The organism is Lysinibacillus sphaericus, from assembly GCF_015844675.1.
GTDB classification, from domain to species: domain Bacteria; phylum Bacillota; class Bacilli; order Bacillales_A; family Planococcaceae; genus Lysinibacillus; species Lysinibacillus sphaericus_E.
The window spans coordinates 17,310-34,799 of record NZ_LDGC01000062.1; the positions used below are offsets into that span (position 1 = coordinate 17,310).

The window sequence follows — 17,490 nt, forward strand, 5'->3', positions numbered from 1 at the left end:
TCACCTCATTAATAACGTTTTTGGAATTTATTTCGAATAAAGATGGCAATAGAGTTCATCAGTAAAAGCACTGTCATAAGTACTAAAATACCGGCTGACGCTACATATTGAAATGCCTCTTGCGGACGTTTTGCCCAATCGTAAATTTGCATTGGCAAAGCTGTGAATTGACTTAACAAACCGTTAGGTAAAAATTGTAAAATAACTGGAATACCAATAACAACTAGTGGTGCTGTTTCACCAATCGCACGAGACATCGCTAATATACTTCCTGTTAAAATCCCAGGAATGGCTGCTGGTAGTACAACATGCACGATCGTTTGCCACTTTGTCGCACCCATGCCATAAGAAGCTTCTCGTTGTTCATTCGGTACTGCACGAATTGCCTCCTGTGCGGCAACAATGATCACTGGCAAAATTAATAAACTCATTGTTAAGCCGGCTGCTAAAACACTTTTTCCTAGTCCCAGCATTCGAACAAAAATTGTTAACCCAAGTAAACCAAAAACAATGGAAGGTACACCCGCTAAGTTCGAGATATTCATACGAATAAAATCATTTAGTCTATTTTTCTTTGCATACTCCTCTAAATAAATCGCAGTCCCTACACCTAATAGTATCGATACTGGAGCAACGACTGCCATCAGCCAAAGTGATCCTATTAAAGCTGCCTTAATGCCTGCTTTATCTGCAAAACGTGAAGCAAAATTCGTTAAAAAATCGATTGATAAATAGTCGACACCTTGTGTTACTATACGGTAAAGCAAAATAACAAGTGTCACTAAAGCAAAGGTTGTTGCTAAGAAGAAAAATGACTTCCAAACTTTATTGAATGTAATACGCTTTGTCATTCGTTTCATGACGACCGTGTCATCCATATAGCGCATGCTAGTAAACCTCCCTGAAGCGTTTCGAAATATAGTGTGCTAGTAAATTCATCACTAAAGTAAAGATAAATAATGTGAATCCTACTGAATAAATAGAATAATAAATTGTCGTACCATAACCCGCGTCGCCTGTTGCAACTTGTACAATATACGCAGTCATCGTTTGAATCGAGTCTGTCACATCTAAATCGAATTTAGGCGTAGATCCACCTGCTAACGATACAATCATAGTTTCTCCAATTGCCCGGGAAATAGCGAGAACAACTGAAGCGACAATACCTGATAAGGCAGCTGGTAATACTACTTTTATAGCTACTTCAAACTTTGTTGCTCCAAGAGCTAAAGCTCCTTCACGCATACTATTTGGGACCGATGACATCGCATCCTCGGAAAGTGACGTAATCATCGGTAAAATCATAATCCCAACAACAATCCCTGGACTAAGTGCATTAAAAAGTTTTAACCCTGGAATAATTTGCTGTAACATCGGCGTTACAAATGTTAATGCAAAGAATCCATAAACGATTGTTGGTACACCTGCTAGCACTTCTAAAATAGGCTTAACTATACGTCTTATTTTTTCACTTGCATATTCACTTAAATAAATAGCTGAAGCTATGCCAAACGGAACTGCTACGGCAACTGCAATAAGCGTAACTTTCAATGTCCCAGCTATTAAAGGTAAAATCCCAAATAACGGTTCCTTTCCTGAAAACGGTAGCCACTGTGTACCAAATAGGAAATCCGTAATCGAAACACGTTTAAAAAATTCAAACGTTTCAAAAATAAGGGTGAAAACAATGCCAAATGTCGTCAATATTGAGATAAGAGCTGCAGAAAATAATAGTGCTGGCATTGCTTTTTCCACTATTTTCTTCGTTTTTTGATTGCGCGAATTTGCAATTAATTGCTGCACAGATGATGTCTTGTTTTCTTTTTGAGAAACCATGGGGTGCTCCTTTCAAATAATAGAGGGAAAGAGCATACATCTCTTCCCCTCTATGCATGTCTACTTATTTTAAGCCTTCTAAAGTTTTTAAAGCTTCACTATATTTATCTTCAGGTAGACTGACATAACCTACTGCTTCTGCCATTTCTCCCGCATGCTCAAGTGTAAATTTGATAAAATCATATGCCGCTTCGCTTTCTTTCATAGCACTATTTTTCACATATACAAATAGTGGTCGTGAAAGCGGTGCGTATTCACCAGATTCAATTGTTTCATTTGTTGGCTCAACACCATTTACATTCACAATGCCTAATTTATCTTTATTTTCTTGGTAGTAAGCGTAGCCGAAGAAGCCGATTGCGTTTTTGTCACCTGCTACACCTTGAACTAACATATTATCATCCTCTGATAATGTTGCTGAGCTTGCTAGATCAGCGCCGTCTAAAATAACTTCATCAAAGTAATCGTACGTCCCCGAGTCAGTACCTGGTGAGTAGTAGACAATTTTTTCGTCTGGCCAAGATGGATCAATATCAGACCATTTTTTAGGTTTACCATCTTCAACCCAAATTTTCTTTAATTGCTCTACTGTTAAATCTTTTGCCCAATCATTCTCAGGATTCACGACAACTGATATGCCGTCATATGCTAAAGGAAGCTCTGTAAAAGCAATTCCTGCTTTCTCTAGTTTCGCTTTCTCTTCATCTTTTATATGACGAGATGCATTTGAAAAGTCTGTCTCACCTGCGATGAATTTTTCAAAGCCACCACCAGTACCTGAAACACCTACCGATACTTTGACATTCGGTTGAGTCCCTGCATACTCTTCAACAACTGCTTCAATAATTGGTGCAACTGTTGATGAACCATCTCCAGCTACAGCTCCTTGCAGCTTTTTGTCAGCAGCATCTTGTCCCGAGCTCGCCGGTGTGTTTGTTTCTGCATTGTTACCTTTTTGCGCAGAGTCGCTACCACATGCACCAAGCATTAATGCTGACCCCATTACCGCTGTCATCGTTAAGTACTTCCACTTTTTCATCTCATTTGCCCCCGTCATAAACATTTTATAGTTATTTGTCTTACAATCTTTACTATAATGATTAAATGTTGAAGTCGTATAAACGGTTCGTAAAAGAGATGTAAAGGAATGTAATGCTTTGTAAACGATTGTAAAGATGGATTTACAATTGACATATTTGTTACTGCCGCTGTAGATAAATTGCCACGGGATGGGACGTACTTAAACTAAATTCCTCTATTTTCTTAGGTGCCTGCCCCCCTCTGAAAGGACCACTGCTGCATGGATCTCACTACCTTCAGAGGTAGGAGCATTCTTCAAAGTGAGGATAAACTTGCTTCCTTATGGAAAGATGCTATAATAAGCAATTGTGTCAGGAAATAATCTAAGAGGAGTTTGACTTTGTGATTAAACATGCAAAAGTACAAAATGCCAATTACTTTAAAACATATTTAACACTTATTATGGATCATCGGGAATATACTCTAGAGGAAGCCGTTGATTTTATGGTAGAGTCTTATTTTTGTAATAATATAGAGCTTTATGGAATAAAACCGAAACAACAATTTGAAATAGCAATTCAACAATTATCTGTACAATAAGTTCTTCTATTTGAGAATAAATAAACCACAGTATGAAAATATGACTTTTTCATACCGTGGTTTTTTCGCGGGGATTCAATAATACTCTGAAACTGTAAAAAAACCGCTAGGCATTGAAATGCACTAGCGGTTTTCTCTTATTTTTGCTCATCTTCACCAATTTTGTCTTGTGTAATAGCAGGTAAAATTGGTTGTTTTACATTACTATCTGTCACTTTTTCAGTGTTATATTTTGCTTTTAACTCAAAATATTTATCTACAGCTCTTCTTGCAATCTCATTATTAGCCGAAAAAGGCTGTCTAGGGTTTGTTGAAGCCCAAGGAATAACTACGGCATAGGCAATTTCAGGATTCTCATAAGGGGCAAAGCCTACATGCGTATAAGTAAGTGAATACTGACCCCTATACTGTCGTAAATCTCCGTAATACATTACTTCAGCTGTTCCTGTTTTTCCTGCAGCTGTATATGGTGCATTTGCAAAATATCTTTTTGCTGTACCATTTGCGCCTGTATAAACACGACGTAACCCTTGTTTTACATAGTCAATTTCATCTGATGAATTATTAATCTGATTTAAAACTGTTGGTCCTATTTCTGTTACTAATTGGCCTAGCGATTGCCCATCATTTGATGGTTCTCGTACCTCCTTCACAACATGTGGCTGAATGCGATAGCCACCATTTGCAATTGTCGAGATATATTGTGCCAATTGTAACGGTGTATACGTATCATACTGTCCAATAGCTAAGTCGAGTGCTTTACCCCCATAGGTTGGACCAGTCGGACCTTGTACCCCACTAACTTCATTTGGTAAATCAATTCCTGTTTTTACACCTAACCCGAATTGTGCATAAGAATTACGCATTTTTGGGAATGTATAGTCATTTAAACGAAGTGGCATCCCATAGCTATATGGTGTTCCGTTAATAAGTAAAGCTGTTTTAAACATATAAACGTTTGAAGATTGCTCTAGAGCTCTTAAACCATCCATTGAAATATAGCCGGACTGATTAAAAACTGATTTTTTTGCTTTTGTACCAGCTAACGTGATAGGTTCATCTCCTAATATAGTGCTTGGTGTTATTACTCCTTGGCTATACCCAGTTAGCAATGTCGCTGCCTTAACTGCAGAACCTGCCTCATAAGCTGTTGTAAAAGTTCCATACGAATAATCAACGACTTCATTCTTTCCTGTTTCAGGATTTTTTTCGATTTTTTTACCATTCATTGATAAAACATCGCCTGTATTTGGGTCCATCATAACTAAAAAGGCACGATCCAGTAAAGCTGAAGCTCCTTGTGATTTTACTTTAAGCAATTCTTCCTCAACAATTTTGTCAATTTCAGCTGTTAACTCGCTATCTAGTGTTAAGACTAAATCTTTACCAGGTTTACCTTCATAAGTCGTAACGGTATCGACTACTTGCCCTTTTTTATTCGTAATATTTTTAACAACGGTTTTTTGTCCTTGAAGTAAATCTTCATATTGAGCTTCAATATAACTTTCACCAACACGGTCATTTCGTGAATAATCTCGAGCTAAATAATAATTCAGCTTTTCTTTCGGAATCCCTTTTGCTGGTACAGTTGTTCGTCCTAAAATAGCGAGTGATGATAATTTCAAACGCTTCCAGTCCGTTGTTGTGTTAACGCCTGGTAGTTCAGTTAAACGCTCAGAGACAAGTGCAAATTCACTATCTGACACATTTTCACTCTTAATAATTTGCGGTGATAAATTGTAGCCTGATACCATCTCACGGAAAATTGCTAATACTTCCATATCCTTTTCTGTAAGTTGTAATAATTCTTCGTTTGTAATTCGTTCACGAACAAGTTTATCTATCTGTCCATTGATTTGACTTGTCGAAATATTTTCTTGGGCACCAATTTTCTTTTTTTCTGCCTCTGTTACTTTTTTATAGGCAGCGTCATGATTTTTAATAATCCAAAAATCCTGCTTATCACGTAAAGTGACACGGTTTATAGGCTGCTCAATCAATTGTGCCAGCTTTTCCGCTATCTCCAGCATTTCTTCAGTTGTTGTCGTCGGCATTTTCGTATACGTAATAGCATTTTCTGGTTGGTTATCCACTAAAATACGTCCGTATCGATCATACATACGTCCCCTTGGCACACTTGTATTAACAGGTACTTCTTCTTTACGCTCTAATTCGCGTACATAATCTTCCCCTTTTACAATCTGCATATAGCCAAGCCTAAAAATTAGCAACGAAAATACGATAAATATAGCAAAGAAAAGGACATTCATACGAAATGTTAAATTAGAGTGATGTTTTGCTTTAACATTCGTCGCGCGGTTTTTACCCGGTGCTTTGCGCATATGTATTCCCCTCCTCATCTAATTACAATTTAAATACACGATATCTAGTATACCATTCGAAGGTACGTCAGGAAAGCATGTACTTGTGAATTTATGTTTGAAAACATCATTTATTTGACGGCATTTTGAGTTGAAAAGTTTCTGTTTTTGATTGATTACTTGAAAATGTTTTTACATAAATTATTGGAAGGGGGGGAGGCACAATATAAAACTTCTTCAAATAGTCCGGCGAACTCCTCTTTCAATTTAACCGACTGACTGCTTTTTTTAGCAAGCGTATCGGAACATCCCCAACCATTTATAGATACGTAGAAGAGTTTAGAACCTAAAAAGACAGCAAAAAAGGCTATGTCTCGGTGATACATCACCGTGGCATAGCCTTCTATCTAAATAGAGATTATTTTGCAGCTTGGAATTTAGCTTCTACTACATCCCAGTTTACTACGCTCCAGAATGCGCCGATGTAATCTGGACGACGGTTTTGGTAGTTTAAGTAGTAAGCATGCTCCCAAACGTCTAAACCTAGGACTGGCTTTTTACCTTCCATAACTGGAGAGTCTTGGTTTGGAGTAGATGTAACAGCAACTGAGTCACCATCAACGATTAACCAAGCCCAACCTGAACCGAAGCGAGTTGTAGCAGCTTTTGCAAATTCTTCTTTGAATGCATCGAAAGAACCGAATTTAGCATCGATTGCTTTTGCAACTTCACCAACTGGAGTGTTTGAACCGCCTGGAGCGATTACTTCCCAGAATAATGTATGGTTAGCATGTCCGCCACCATTGTTACGAACAGCAGTTTGTTTGTCAGCTGGAAGAGCATCCATGTTTGCGATAAGTTCGTTAATGTCTTTTTCAGCAAATTCAGTACCTTCTACTGCTGCGTTTAAGTTTGTTACATAAGTATTGTGGTGTTTTGAATGGTGAATTTCCATTGTTTTTGCATCGATATGTGGTTCTAATGCGTCATAAGCGTAAGTTAATTGTGGTAATACATAAGCCATTGTTAAGTTCCTCCTAAAGTAAAGAAATAATTAATACATTCTTAGATTATCAAAATTGGTCAAACCATTCAACGAAAAATACTTCAAATGAAAGATTTCAGCCTTTTGACTGAAAAGCCAATACGATTACTATCCTAACCTGTTTCTTTAATTGTTAAACGTCTTAGGGAAGAAAATCATATCGCTATAAAGAACACAACAATCATGATGATTTGAATCACAGCTTTTGCGAGTGTCGATGTTAAGAAGCCCACGAGAGAGCCAACACCGCTTTTTACAGCCTCTCCAAATGTACGACGCTCTACCATTAACTCTGCAATTACTGCTCCTAAAAATGGACCTACTATTATTCCTAGAACAGGAATGACGAACGGGCCAATTAATAAACCAATAGTACTGCCCCACATACCTGCAGTGGAGCCACCGAATTTCTTAATACCAAAGGCATTTGCTACAGAATCAGCAACAAATAATATGACAACAAATATAATTTCACTCGTCCAGAACAACCAACTTAACTCTGTAAATGAAAAAAACAATCCATATACTAAAAAACCACCAAGTAAAAAGAGTACACCTGGAATGATCGGGTATACCAATCCAACAAATGAAATGATAAAGCAGGCAATCACTAATACCCAGCCTACAACTTCCATATAAAACCTCCCCTTTTCGTGCATCAAGTTAGATAATTAGAAGTCCTGATTTCCTCTATGTTCGAGAGTAGAGCTGTTTCCTCGTAACAAATAAAGGCATAGATAGCTCATTCTCAACAAATAAGTCCTCAATATTTCTATTTAACCCGCCTGATCGCGCTGTTCCTTTCATACGAAATTACAAAGCTGAAGGTTTCATTTCCTTAATTTCTAATTCCTAAAATAGAGTCAGCAATATTTACAGCATGATCTCCTATACGCTCTAAATTGCTAACGATATCCGTATAAACGATTCCCGCAGCTCCATTACACTCATTTGTATTTAAGCGTGCAATATGCTTTTGTCTTAGCTTATCTTCCATATCATCTATCAAACTTTCGAGCTCAGTTACTTCCTGCGCCAAGCTCAAACTAGCTGTATCCAATGCCGCAATGCTCTTTCGTACGGCTTCAATCGCTAAGCTAAACATCCCTATTAAATCTTGTCGTGCTGACTTACTTAAAGTTACCTCATGATGATCTTTATATTGTAAAAGCTCTAAAATATTTTCAAAATGATCACCAATACGCTCAATGTCCCGTACATTTGTTAAAAGTGTATGGTGTCTTACTGAGTCTGCGCGAGAAAGTGGCTGCTTAGACACCATTACTAAATAATTTGTAATTTCCTTGTCTAAATGATTGAGCGCTACTTCTAATTGTAAAACTGTAGGAATATGAGTAGCATCACCCGTTTTCATATATATAAATGTTTCTTCTAAACCACGAAGCGCATGCTCCCCCATGCGTAGTACTTCCTCCTTTGCTTGCCCAAGTGCAATCGCTGGAGAGGAATCGATGAATGAAGGATCTAAATGTTTCGTTGTCACATCAATATTGCCATCACGCCCAGGTACTAGCTTCGTGACAAGTGCAGCCAATCCTCCGATAAATGGCAGCTGAATCATCATATTAATGAAGTTGAATGAGCCATGCGCTATCGCTATTTGCATTTTCGGCTCTAAATGGAATAGCCCACTAATCCATAAAACGTACTGCATAAAGGGTGTAAAGAACACCATGAAAATGATTGTACCTATAATATTAAATAACACATGTGCCGCTGCCGCACGTTTAGCATATATAGAAGCACCGAGTGAAGCTAATACTGCTGTAACGGTTGTGCCTATATTTTCACCAAATAAAATAGGTAGAGCACTCTCTAAGCCAATTAAATGCTCGGCGTATAAGCCCTGTAGCACACCGACAGTCGCTGTTGAGCTTTGAACAAGCAATGTAAACATTGCCCCTAGAAAAATTCCTACAACGGGCAGATTGCTTAGCTGAAGCGTTAATGATTCAAAATCAGCTAATTGATGAAGTGACTGCATGCTTGCACTCATTAACTCTAATCCTAAAAATAATCCCCCGAAGCCAAATAATATTTGTCCGATATACTGATAGGTAGATTTCTTAAAGAAAAATAACAACCCTGCACCAATCGCTAATAACGGATAAAAATAAATGCCGATATTTATACCAATAATAAATGCAGTAATTGTCGTACCAATATTGGCTCCCATAATGACACCGATTGCTTGTCGTAATGTTAAAAACCCTGCACTCACTAGCCCAACCGTAATTACCGTCGTTGCAGAGCTCGACTGGATACAAATCGTTACAACTATACCCACTAACACGCCCATTAGAGGATTTGTTGTAAATCGATTCAACCATTCACGCAGTCGATCATCTGCCGATTTTTGGAGCCCGTCCCCCATAAATTTAATGGAAAATAAAAAGACTCCTAAACCGCCTAAAAATTGAAATAGTATACTTTGCCAATCTATTGTCAATTGTATTCGCTCCAATTCCTACGTCTCTACTACTCTAGTTCTAATCTTTAAATGATAATAAAGAAAAAGTAAAGATAACCTTTAACTTCTTTACACAATATTAACATTTCAAAAAATCATCACCAAAACGTGTGGTTGATTTCCGTTCCGACTGGGCGCTTTCGCTACAGAAAACATTTGTTGTTGCTGTCGCTTCGCTTTCGCAAAGAGTATAGCTTCCTGAAGTCACCCAGTCAGAACGAAGATCAACTTATTTACATAGTATATGTTTTAACAAAAGTCATCCACAACTTTTGGTGATGAACCATTTCAATATCGTACTCTCTGTTATTATTTCTATTTTATATCTTGTCAAAGTTGAACATGGTAAAATAGCGATTGGAGGAGATATGTTTATGAAACACTCACAACTATTTATCGACAGCTTAATTCATCCAAAAAAACTTGCTGCCTATCGTTTATTACCTATCGGGAAAGTCATTCAATATACTTTTCTGCTGATTACTGTTGTTACAGTTTACTCTTTTGGTCGTTTTACGGCTGGTATGTCTGTTGATACATTTGATATGAATAGTTTAAATGGAATAACTGAATACATAGAAGGTGTTAAATGGGTTTTGTATCCCGTGACATTCATCATGCTTTTTGTTTTTACAACGATGCTTATTTTTGCACAAATTTCTCTCTACGCCTTGGCTGGTCTGCTGATTTTGAACGTCATGAAACGTCGCGGAGAATACCGTCACATTTGGCGTACGACAACATTTGCCATGACGTGGGCAACTCTACTAAGTATGCTATCAGATTATCTACCGTTTAACAGTACGATTATCTCTGCTTTTTCTGTACTTTTAACAGTAACTCTACTTATTGTAGCCATTACAAAATATCCAAAACAACCAATTACAAAATAATGTGCATGATTCCCCTCTCTTCTAAATATAGTGTAGAAAGGGAGGGGATTTTTTGCGTGCTTTTGTGTTAACCGCTATCATTATTATTTTTGCTTTTGTTATAAAAGTAGATTTAACAGAAGGATCATTACAACTTGCTGCCTTTTCTCAGAAAAAAACAGAAAACGCCCTGTGTGAGAAGGAGCAAGAGCCAAATTATATCACTGTACAGACTATTCAAGGCGATAGCATTCACAGTTTGTTTGCACTTCATCCTGCAAAAGTACCTATGACCTTTCCTGAACGTTTACAGCTTTTTTATAAATTGAATCCACACTTACAATTACAGGCTCCTGTTCCTGGTGAAAAAATTAAACTTCCGCTATCATTTGAATTTGAAAATAAATGCGGAAAATGAAAAGTTAGCGTTTCTTCCTTGTCCTTATTTTCTTACACTGCTAAAATAAATGTCAGTGACGGTCGAAAGTATGGCCCGAAAAGGAGAGAAAGTTAATGAGTGAAATTTGTCACCGTACAAATACACGTCCCGTACGTGTCGGTAACTTAACAATAGGTGGTAGTAATGAATTATTCATTCAAAGTATGTGTACAACAAAAACACATGATGTCGAAGCAACAGTAGCTGAAATTCTTCGTCTTGAGGAAGCAGGTTGTCAAATCGTTCGTGTCGCAGTACCAGATGAGCGTGCAGCTGATGCGATTGCAGATATTAAAAAACGTATCAATATTCCATTAGTAGCTGATATTCACTTTGACTATAAATTAGCATTAAAAGCAATTGAAAATGGTATCGATAAAGTTCGTATTAACCCAGGTAATATTGGGCGTAAGGAAAAAGTAGAGGCTGTTGTTAATGCAGCAAAAGCAAAAGGTATTCCTATCCGTATTGGGGTAAACGCTGGTTCATTAGAACGTCATATTTTAGAAAAATACGGTTACCCTACAGCAGACGGTATGGTAGAATCTGCACTTCACCATATTAAAATTTTGGAAGACTTGGACTTCTACGACATTATCGTATCTATGAAGGCATCAGATGTAAATCTAGCAATTGAAGCCTATGAAAAAGCAGCTAAAGCTTTTGATTACCCTCTACACTTAGGTATTACTGAATCAGGTACATTATTTGCTGGTACAGTAAAATCAGCAGCTGGCCTTGGTGCAATTTTATCAAAGGGTATTGGTAATACATTACGTATTTCACTATCTGCAGACCCTGTTGAAGAAGTAAAAGTAGCACGTGAGCTATTAAAATCATTTGGTCTTGCTTCTAATATGGCAACCCTTATTTCTTGCCCAACATGTGGTCGTATCGAAATTGATTTAATTTCAATTGCCAATGAAGTAGAAGAATATATTTCTAAACTTAATGTACCGTTAAAAGTAGCTGTGCTTGGTTGTGCGGTAAACGGTCCTGGTGAAGCACGTGAAGCCGACATCGGTATTGCTGGTGCTCGTGGCGAAGGTTTACTATTTATGAAGGGTAAAACAGTTCGTAAAGTGCCTGAAGAAACAATGGTAGAAGAGTTGAAAAAAGAAATCGATAAATTAGCTGCTGAAATGGCAGAAAAACGCGCAGCTGAAGAAGCGAACGCCTAAGGAGGTGCTAGCATGAAAAAGCCCCGCTTTGGGATTGATATCGATGGAACAGTAACATGTCCTAGTACACTCATCCCACATATCAATAAACAATATAATGTTAACATTACGCTTGACGATGTGTGCGAATATGATTTTTTATCAGCATTTCCTCATCCCGTTGATCGTGTAGCATTTAATACATGGTTTAAAGAAAATGAGCCATTTATGTACGAAGTATCTGAAGCAGCTAAAGATGCAAAAGATATTTTAAACACATGGAAAGAAAACTACGAACTTTATTACATTTCTGCTCGTGGTGAGAATGTATCAGATGTTACGGTAAATTGGTTTAAATCACAGTCTATTCCATACGACCATATCGAGCTGATTGGCAGTCACGATAAGATTTCCGCAGCGAAAAACTATGGGGTTGAGGCATTTTTTGAGGATAAGCATGATAATGCGGTTATGCTTGCGGAGGAATTAAAAATACCTGTCGTATTATTTGACACTCCATATAACCGCCTTGCTGTTCCGGACAATGTCGTACGCGTTTATAACTGGCAAGAAGCAAACCAATTTATTACAAACTATTTTAAATAAATCAATTATGCCTCGGCATAATTGCGTCCGGAATCGGCTTTGTGCTTAGGTCTGCACGAGGGCCGACACGATGTCGGTCATTTCGGTTATGCCACAGGACGTGGCGTTTTTACCGATGCAGGTCAGTTAGCCGTTATCGCATGGATGCGATGATTTTAGGCTAACATCCTTTAAGCACTCCTTTCCGATTTCCGTGACATCCGCCGGAGGCTTTGGGCCAACACGAAGTTGGTCACTCAGTCGTTGCCACAGGACGTGGCGTTCTTAGACTGAGTTCCTCTATTTCAGTGGATGTTTGAAAAGCAACGAATAACCGCATTCAACTCAACCACTATTGAAGTGGTAAACCTCTTCTGAAATAAGTTAAAAGGGTCGTGTTCTTGCATTGAACACGACTCTTCTTTCTTTTATATTACAAGTATCCCCCGTAACCAACGCTCTACAAAATTTTCAAAGGTAATGCCATAATTTTCATAAACAGCATGGTACACGAAATAAGTTCCTAATCTCTCAAGTAATTCATCATTAATCTTCATCACAAACCGCTCCCTTTCGTTGATTTATTCACCGAATTTTCAGATATTCAAACTTCCAATTTCTCGCTCATTCTAGTGGAGGTTGCATCGTTGCAAAACCGTCACAATCTCCTGCTTTCATGCCCTTTTTTCATAGTTTTCTTTTCGTTACTATAGTAGTATCAACTTGCAATACTGGAGGGACTACATGTGAGATGGATGACAAAGGTAACTTGTATAACATGTCTTTGCGCGCTGCTAGCTGGCTGTAGTGATCGATTATCTGATATTAAAGAAGCGGTTTCAGGCATCAATTCAGCAGCCGAAACTGCAGCCAGTGCAGTTGGTCGTGATGTACATGCTATACGAGCAATTGCCATTGACTATAAAGATACAACCTTTACAGTAAATGACCTATTTAAAACTATTTTACGTGACGTGCGCTGGGATTATGACGCTGAAAAAAGTGAGCTTCATGTGAGAGGCACATGGTTAGCACCACTATTTTCTGAGCAACCATGGGATGATGCGATGAAAAAACAACTAGCAGAAACAGGTGTAGTAAAGGTTACGTGCACTTTTAAGAACGATAAAATTGATAGCGCTAGCACAAATGTAACACTTATTTTCAATGACAAAACAATTGTAGAAATGGCTGGTGAAGATGCACTTCAACACCTATATGATACATATTTACAAAAATAAACTCCGTAGCTTTTCTATTATAAAAATTTATATGTAGAATGGCTCTTCTGCAAAACGAGGGGGTGATTTCCGTTCCAGGCTACTCGCTTTCCTGTGGGCGAGCGACGAGCCGCTTCCTCCGCTAAAGGAACGAAGGCTAAATGCGTCACGTCCTGTGACAATGCCTTCGTGACCAACATCATGTTGGCCTCAGGGTCTCGTCTGTCTCGCTTTCCCACGGGAGTCGAGTAGCCTTCCACTCCAATCAACAATAGCCTAGAGCTTTTATAAATTTTATGCATGAAGAGACTATACATCTACTGTCGCTGCTTTTTCGCACAAAAACAACTTATCTGTTTCATTTAACTATAACTTGGCTGAAGATACATGTTGTGTAAAAGTAATTAATTTCCGTTTCGACCAGGCGACTCCTTAGGGATCAGCGATATAGAGGAACGAAGGCTAAAAGCATCACGTCCTGTGATAACGCCTTCGTGACCAACATCCTGTTTCCCCGACGCCCCCAGGAAGCTTTGCTCTGTGCGAAAGCGTAGCGACAGCAACAACAAATGTTTTCTGGAGCGAAAGCGAAGCGTCAGCACAAAACGCCCGGTCGGAACGGAAATCCCCCCTCACCTTGCACTGCTGAAGAACTGTATTTTGTTTAGTTTTTCAAGAACATATAACTTTTCTAACATTTAGTCGTTAGAAAAGTTTTTTTATGTTCATTATATTAATAATCCTCCCTATAAAAAATCTTACAATTTAGAAATATTAGGTTCTTCTATTTGAAAACGACGATACGAGCAAGTTATAATAAAGTATCACGTGATGGTTTGGAGGTGTTTATATTGGGACAGAGAAATTAAAAATTGGCGAGCTTGCAGAAAAAACTGGCATTACAAAAAGAACAATCGATTATTATACAAACATCGGCTTATTAAAAGCTGAACGTTCTGCATCCAATTATCGTTACTATACCCATACAATGATTGAACGACTTCACTATATTGAACAACGCAAACAGCAAGGTCTTTCACTCATAGAAATCCAACATGAACTAAACATCACTCCGCACGAAGAAATCGATGTACAGATGCTACGTGTAAAAATGCAGGACTTAGAGCAGGATGTAACTACTCTACTTGAACAAATAAACAAACAAGACAATAAAGATATCGAAAAGATTAAAAAAAATGTTTCCCCCGAAAGTATTGCACTCATGCAATCTTTACTTTTACTTATTCATAATTAGGAGGTGACGTTCTGTTCATACAGAACGACTATTTGGAGACCATACTCAACTTATCGATTTTTACCATTTTATTAGCTTTAACTGGGTTTTTCGTGGCAACAGAGTTTGCCATTGTCAAAGTACGTGCCTCAAGGCTCGATCAATTAATTGCAGAGGGCAATAAAAAAGCCATTTCTGCAAAGTATGTTGTCAATCATTTAGACGAGTACTTATCTGCCTGTCAGCTTGGTATAACTGTAACGGCACTTGGTATCGGGATGGTCGGTGAAAAAACCTTTGAATTTATACTACATCCTCTTTTTGATTTGGTTGGTATTTCAGATAAATATATGACAATTTTTACAATCGGTAGTGCCTTTGCCATTGCAACATTTTTACACGTAGTTGTCGGGGAGTTGGCACCAAAAACTGCTGCCATTCAAAAGGCTGAAACGATTACACTTCATTTTGCCAAACCTATTATGATATTTTATAAAATGATGTATCCCTTTATTTGGTTTTTGAACGGCTCAGCACGAGTATTAGTTGGTATATTTGGTATGAAGCCTGCCTCTGAGCACGAGCTATCACATACAGAGGAAGAAATACGATTACTACTATCTGAAAGCTTTAAAAATGGTGAAATCAATAAAACAGAGCTAAAATTTGTGAATAATGTCTTTGAATTTGATGAGCGTATCGCTCGTGAAATTATGGTTCCTCGAACAGAAATTGCTGGAATTGAAAAAAATGAATCTTTTACAAATATGATTCATTTCATCGCAGCTGAAAAATATACTCGTTATCCTATTTATGATGGTGATCGTGATAATATTTTAGGATTCATCAATGCCAAGGAATTGTTTACACACGGTTTGCTGGAGCAACTTACAGACGATTCATTAATCCTTGAAGATTTCATTAATCCTGTTATACGAGTAATTGAAACGATCCCTATTCAGGAGTTACTTGTGCGTATGCAAAAAGAGCGCATTCATATGGCCATTTTAATGGATGAATATGGTGGGACATCTGGGCTTGTAACAGTCGAAGATATTTTAGAAGAAATTGTAGGTGAGATTCGCGATGAATTCGACGATGATGAAATTGCAGAAATCCGAAAAGTAAATGACAATCACTATATATTAAATGCAAAAATGCTTATTGAAGATGTTGAAAAACTATTAAAAGTAACGCTTGAAGCAGAAGAAGTCGAAACATTGGGCGGTTGGTTTTTAACAGTGAATAATGGCATTAAAGCAACTAAAAACATTGAGCTAACCCCATATATATTTAGCATATATGAGCAGCAAGGTCATCGTATTCATTACATTGAGGTTCGTCCCCTTCGCAATATTTTGCCTACCGTATTAGAAGCGTAATACGGATAATACGATATTATTGATAGTTTATAACAAATTTAGCTATAGAATTAACATTCACCAGGGCTATTCTAGTTTTTCCAAATACTTTTGTCTCATACCATTATTAGGCATATCCATATATAATAAATATATGGATATGATTCTATTTTCAGGGGGCATTACATATGAAATTGTTTAAACTATATCATTCGGACGGTATTCATATTATTACCGACGTCAAAAAACACAAAACGAATATTGAATTAAAAACAATTACAGGTGAAGTATTATATATTATCGTAGTAACGGATGAAAACTACACGGTGTATGATGATCGTTTTGCTGGTGCTTCAAAGCAATTAAATTCTGTTGAGGCATTTGATATTGACGGTAACTTCCGTAGCCTAGATTTTGATAATATGCGTTTACTCTTCAAAGAGGCATTTACGAAGCTATTACAAGAGATTGCAGAATGTGTCAATGATAATGATGAGTTAGTAGATATTGATACATTACGTCATAAAGTAAGTGCTCAAATTAAAGGTATCCATTTCCGTGTTATTTCTGACACGAAAAAATACGAGATTTAAACACCTAACAGGCTGTCCAATGCATCGATGATGGGACAGTCTGTTTTTTTATATTTCAATTGTTAATTAGGTAACGCTAATTTTTATCACAGTCACCATGGAAACAAAACATCTCTTACTACTTTCATGTATAATAGTATTAACTATCTGAAAGAAAGGGTGTTTTGGATTTGAATCGTGAACAATTAATCACACTTATTTCAGAAAAACTGAAATTAATCCGGACCGAAAAAGATTTAACACAAGATCAGATGAGCGATTTACTTGGACTTTCTAAAAAAACACTTGTTCAAATTGAAAAAGGCCGTATTCAAACTGGCTGGACTACAACGATTGCGGTTTGTGCATTATGCCGAGATAGCACGATTTTACAGCATGAGCTTGGCGGAGATCCACTTGAAGTTGTCGATTTAATCGCTAATAACGGAACCTTAGAACCCAAGGAAAAAACAATGGGAGGATACATATGGTGGAAAAATCTTAGCGAGTATAATGGCTATTGCCTACAACAAAATGTCATTAGTCAGCATTTTCGAATTTTAAATACAGACAACTATCGACTACTTTCAACGTTTGACGAGTCAATAGCTAAGCAAGCATGGGAAAATCTTCAAGAATAATTAAATACTGTACTCGCGCATACGTACCAAATACTCCTACGTTATGCGCGAGGAGTATAAAAAGTTTGCAAGTACAAGTGTAGTTGCTGCTAT

Annotated in this window: 18 protein-coding genes; 10 read left to right on the forward strand and 8 right to left on the reverse strand. The window is 37.5% G+C overall.

The window, feature by feature from the left end; all coding sequences use genetic code 11:
- Positions 1–8: 8 nt before the first annotated feature.
- From pstA to ABE34_RS15230, 3 genes are all read right to left on the reverse strand, one after another.
- Positions 9–887, reverse strand: coding sequence for a phosphate ABC transporter permease PstA (pstA, locus tag ABE34_RS15220; RefSeq protein ID WP_197143356.1), 879 nt, complete (start codon positions 885–887; stop codon positions 9–11).
- A 1-nt stretch (position 888) separates the two neighbouring features.
- Positions 889–1,836, reverse strand: a complete 948-nt coding sequence (gene pstC, locus ABE34_RS15225) for a phosphate ABC transporter permease subunit PstC (RefSeq protein WP_197143357.1) — start codon at positions 1,834–1,836, stop codon at positions 889–891.
- A 64-nt stretch (positions 1,837–1,900) separates the two neighbouring features.
- Positions 1,901–2,875, reverse strand: coding sequence for a PstS family phosphate ABC transporter substrate-binding protein (locus tag ABE34_RS15230; protein WP_197143358.1), 975 nt, complete (start codon positions 2,873–2,875; stop codon positions 1,901–1,903).
- Positions 2,876–3,258: 383 nt separating this feature from the next.
- Here ABE34_RS15230 and ABE34_RS15235 point away from each other — a divergent pair, with 383 nt between their 5' ends.
- On the forward strand, positions 3,259–3,456 hold the full coding sequence (locus ABE34_RS15235; protein WP_206700655.1) for a hypothetical protein: 198 nt from the start codon (positions 3,259–3,261) through the stop codon (positions 3,454–3,456).
- A gap of 137 nt (positions 3,457–3,593) precedes the next feature.
- Here ABE34_RS15235 and ABE34_RS15240 read toward each other — a convergent pair whose 3' ends face one another.
- The 4 genes from ABE34_RS15240 to ABE34_RS15255 all read right to left on the reverse strand — a co-directional run bounded on the left by ABE34_RS15240 (position 3,594) and on the right by ABE34_RS15255 (position 9,292).
- Positions 3,594–5,798: a peptidoglycan D,D-transpeptidase FtsI family protein gene (locus tag ABE34_RS15240; protein WP_197143359.1), complete on the reverse strand. Its 2,205-nt coding sequence runs from the start codon at positions 5,796–5,798 to the stop codon at positions 3,594–3,596.
- A 397-nt stretch (positions 5,799–6,195) separates the two neighbouring features.
- A complete protein-coding gene (locus ABE34_RS15245; RefSeq protein WP_197143360.1) occupies positions 6,196–6,801 on the reverse strand; it encodes a superoxide dismutase in 606 nt (201 codons plus the stop codon).
- Positions 6,802–6,977: 176 nt separating this feature from the next.
- Positions 6,978–7,457, reverse strand: coding sequence for a DUF456 domain-containing protein (locus ABE34_RS15250; RefSeq protein ID WP_197143361.1), 480 nt, complete (start codon positions 7,455–7,457; stop codon positions 6,978–6,980).
- Between the two features lie 203 nt (positions 7,458–7,660).
- Complete coding sequence (locus ABE34_RS15255; RefSeq protein WP_197143362.1) at positions 7,661–9,292, reverse strand: Na/Pi cotransporter family protein; 1,632 nt, start codon at positions 9,290–9,292, stop codon at positions 7,661–7,663.
- A gap of 395 nt (positions 9,293–9,687) precedes the next feature.
- Between ABE34_RS15255 and ABE34_RS15260 the strand changes: the two genes are divergently transcribed.
- The 4 genes from ABE34_RS15260 (at position 9,688) to ABE34_RS15275 (ending at position 12,390) form a co-directional block, all read left to right on the forward strand.
- Positions 9,688–10,206 (forward strand): DUF1189 family protein, encoded by a 519-nt coding sequence (locus tag ABE34_RS15260; protein WP_197143363.1) that lies wholly within the window; start codon positions 9,688–9,690, stop codon positions 10,204–10,206.
- A 52-nt stretch (positions 10,207–10,258) separates the two neighbouring features.
- Entirely contained in the window at positions 10,259–10,603 is a 345-nt protein-coding gene (locus ABE34_RS15265) for a hypothetical protein (RefSeq protein WP_197143364.1), read from the forward strand.
- A gap of 95 nt (positions 10,604–10,698) precedes the next feature.
- Positions 10,699–11,805 carry a flavodoxin-dependent (E)-4-hydroxy-3-methylbut-2-enyl-diphosphate synthase gene (gene ispG, locus ABE34_RS15270; RefSeq protein ID WP_197143365.1) on the forward strand — a complete coding sequence of 369 codons (1,107 nt, stop codon included), beginning with the start codon at positions 10,699–10,701 and terminating at the stop codon, positions 11,803–11,805.
- Between the two features lie 12 nt (positions 11,806–11,817).
- Positions 11,818–12,390, forward strand: coding sequence for a 5' nucleotidase, NT5C type (locus ABE34_RS15275; protein WP_197143366.1), 573 nt, complete (start codon positions 11,818–11,820; stop codon positions 12,388–12,390).
- A gap of 407 nt (positions 12,391–12,797) precedes the next feature.
- On the opposite strand, the gene ABE34_RS25465 is transcribed toward ABE34_RS15275, so the two are convergent.
- Positions 12,798–12,926, reverse strand: coding sequence for a hypothetical protein (locus tag ABE34_RS25465; protein ID WP_276207774.1), 129 nt, complete (start codon positions 12,924–12,926; stop codon positions 12,798–12,800).
- 198 nt (positions 12,927–13,124) lie between these two features.
- On the opposite strand from ABE34_RS25465, the gene ABE34_RS15280 reads away from it, so the two are divergent.
- The 5 genes from ABE34_RS15280 (at position 13,125) to ABE34_RS15300 (ending at position 17,397) form a co-directional block, all read left to right on the forward strand.
- Positions 13,125–13,610 (forward strand): hypothetical protein, encoded by a 486-nt coding sequence (locus ABE34_RS15280; protein WP_206700650.1) that lies wholly within the window; start codon positions 13,125–13,127, stop codon positions 13,608–13,610.
- Between the two features lie 850 nt (positions 13,611–14,460).
- The gene (locus tag ABE34_RS15285; RefSeq protein WP_197143427.1) at positions 14,461–14,844 is read left to right on the forward strand and encodes a MerR family transcriptional regulator; all 384 of its coding nucleotides are present in this window, start codon (positions 14,461–14,463) and stop codon (positions 14,842–14,844) included.
- A gap of 32 nt (positions 14,845–14,876) precedes the next feature.
- A complete protein-coding gene (locus ABE34_RS15290) occupies positions 14,877–16,205 on the forward strand; it encodes a hemolysin family protein (protein WP_197143368.1) in 1,329 nt (442 codons plus the stop codon).
- A 167-nt stretch (positions 16,206–16,372) separates the two neighbouring features.
- Entirely contained in the window at positions 16,373–16,777 is a 405-nt protein-coding gene (locus ABE34_RS15295; RefSeq protein WP_197143369.1) for a hypothetical protein, read from the forward strand.
- Positions 16,778–16,947: 170 nt separating this feature from the next.
- A complete protein-coding gene (locus ABE34_RS15300; protein ID WP_197143370.1) occupies positions 16,948–17,397 on the forward strand; it encodes a helix-turn-helix transcriptional regulator in 450 nt (149 codons plus the stop codon).
- Positions 17,398–17,490 lie beyond the last annotated feature (93 nt).

What these genes read in the sequence shown, in the direction of transcription:
- pstA (WP_197143356.1), bottom strand. Translation starts at nt 887, where the DNA reads ATGCGCTATATGGATGACACGGTCGTCATGAAACGAATGACAAAGCGT.
- pstC (WP_197143357.1), bottom strand. Translation starts at nt 1,836, where the DNA reads ATGGTTTCTCAAAAAGAAAACAAGACATCATCTGTGCAGCAATTAATT.
- ABE34_RS15230 (WP_197143358.1), bottom strand. Translation starts at nt 2,875, where the DNA reads ATGAAAAAGTGGAAGTACTTAACGATGACAGCGGTAATGGGGTCAGCA.
- ABE34_RS15240 (WP_197143359.1), bottom strand. Translation starts at nt 5,798, where the DNA reads ATGCGCAAAGCACCGGGTAAAAACCGCGCGACGAATGTTAAAGCAAAA.
- ABE34_RS15245 (WP_197143360.1), bottom strand. Translation starts at nt 6,801, where the DNA reads ATGGCTTATGTATTACCACAATTAACTTACGCTTATGACGCATTAGAA.
- ABE34_RS15250 (WP_197143361.1), bottom strand. Translation starts at nt 7,457, where the DNA reads ATGGAAGTTGTAGGCTGGGTATTAGTGATTGCCTGCTTTATCATTTCA.
- ABE34_RS15260 (WP_197143363.1), top strand. Translation starts at nt 9,688, where the DNA reads ATGAAACACTCACAACTATTTATCGACAGCTTAATTCATCCAAAAAAA.
- ispG (WP_197143365.1), top strand. Translation starts at nt 10,699, where the DNA reads ATGAGTGAAATTTGTCACCGTACAAATACACGTCCCGTACGTGTCGGT.
- ABE34_RS15275 (WP_197143366.1), top strand. Translation starts at nt 11,818, where the DNA reads ATGAAAAAGCCCCGCTTTGGGATTGATATCGATGGAACAGTAACATGT.
- ABE34_RS25465 (WP_276207774.1), bottom strand. Translation starts at nt 12,926, where the DNA reads ATGAAGATTAATGATGAATTACTTGAGAGATTAGGAACTTATTTCGTG.
- ABE34_RS15280 (WP_206700650.1), top strand. Translation starts at nt 13,125, where the DNA reads ATGACAAAGGTAACTTGTATAACATGTCTTTGCGCGCTGCTAGCTGGC.
- ABE34_RS15295 (WP_197143369.1), top strand. Translation starts at nt 16,373, where the DNA reads ATGAAATTGTTTAAACTATATCATTCGGACGGTATTCATATTATTACC.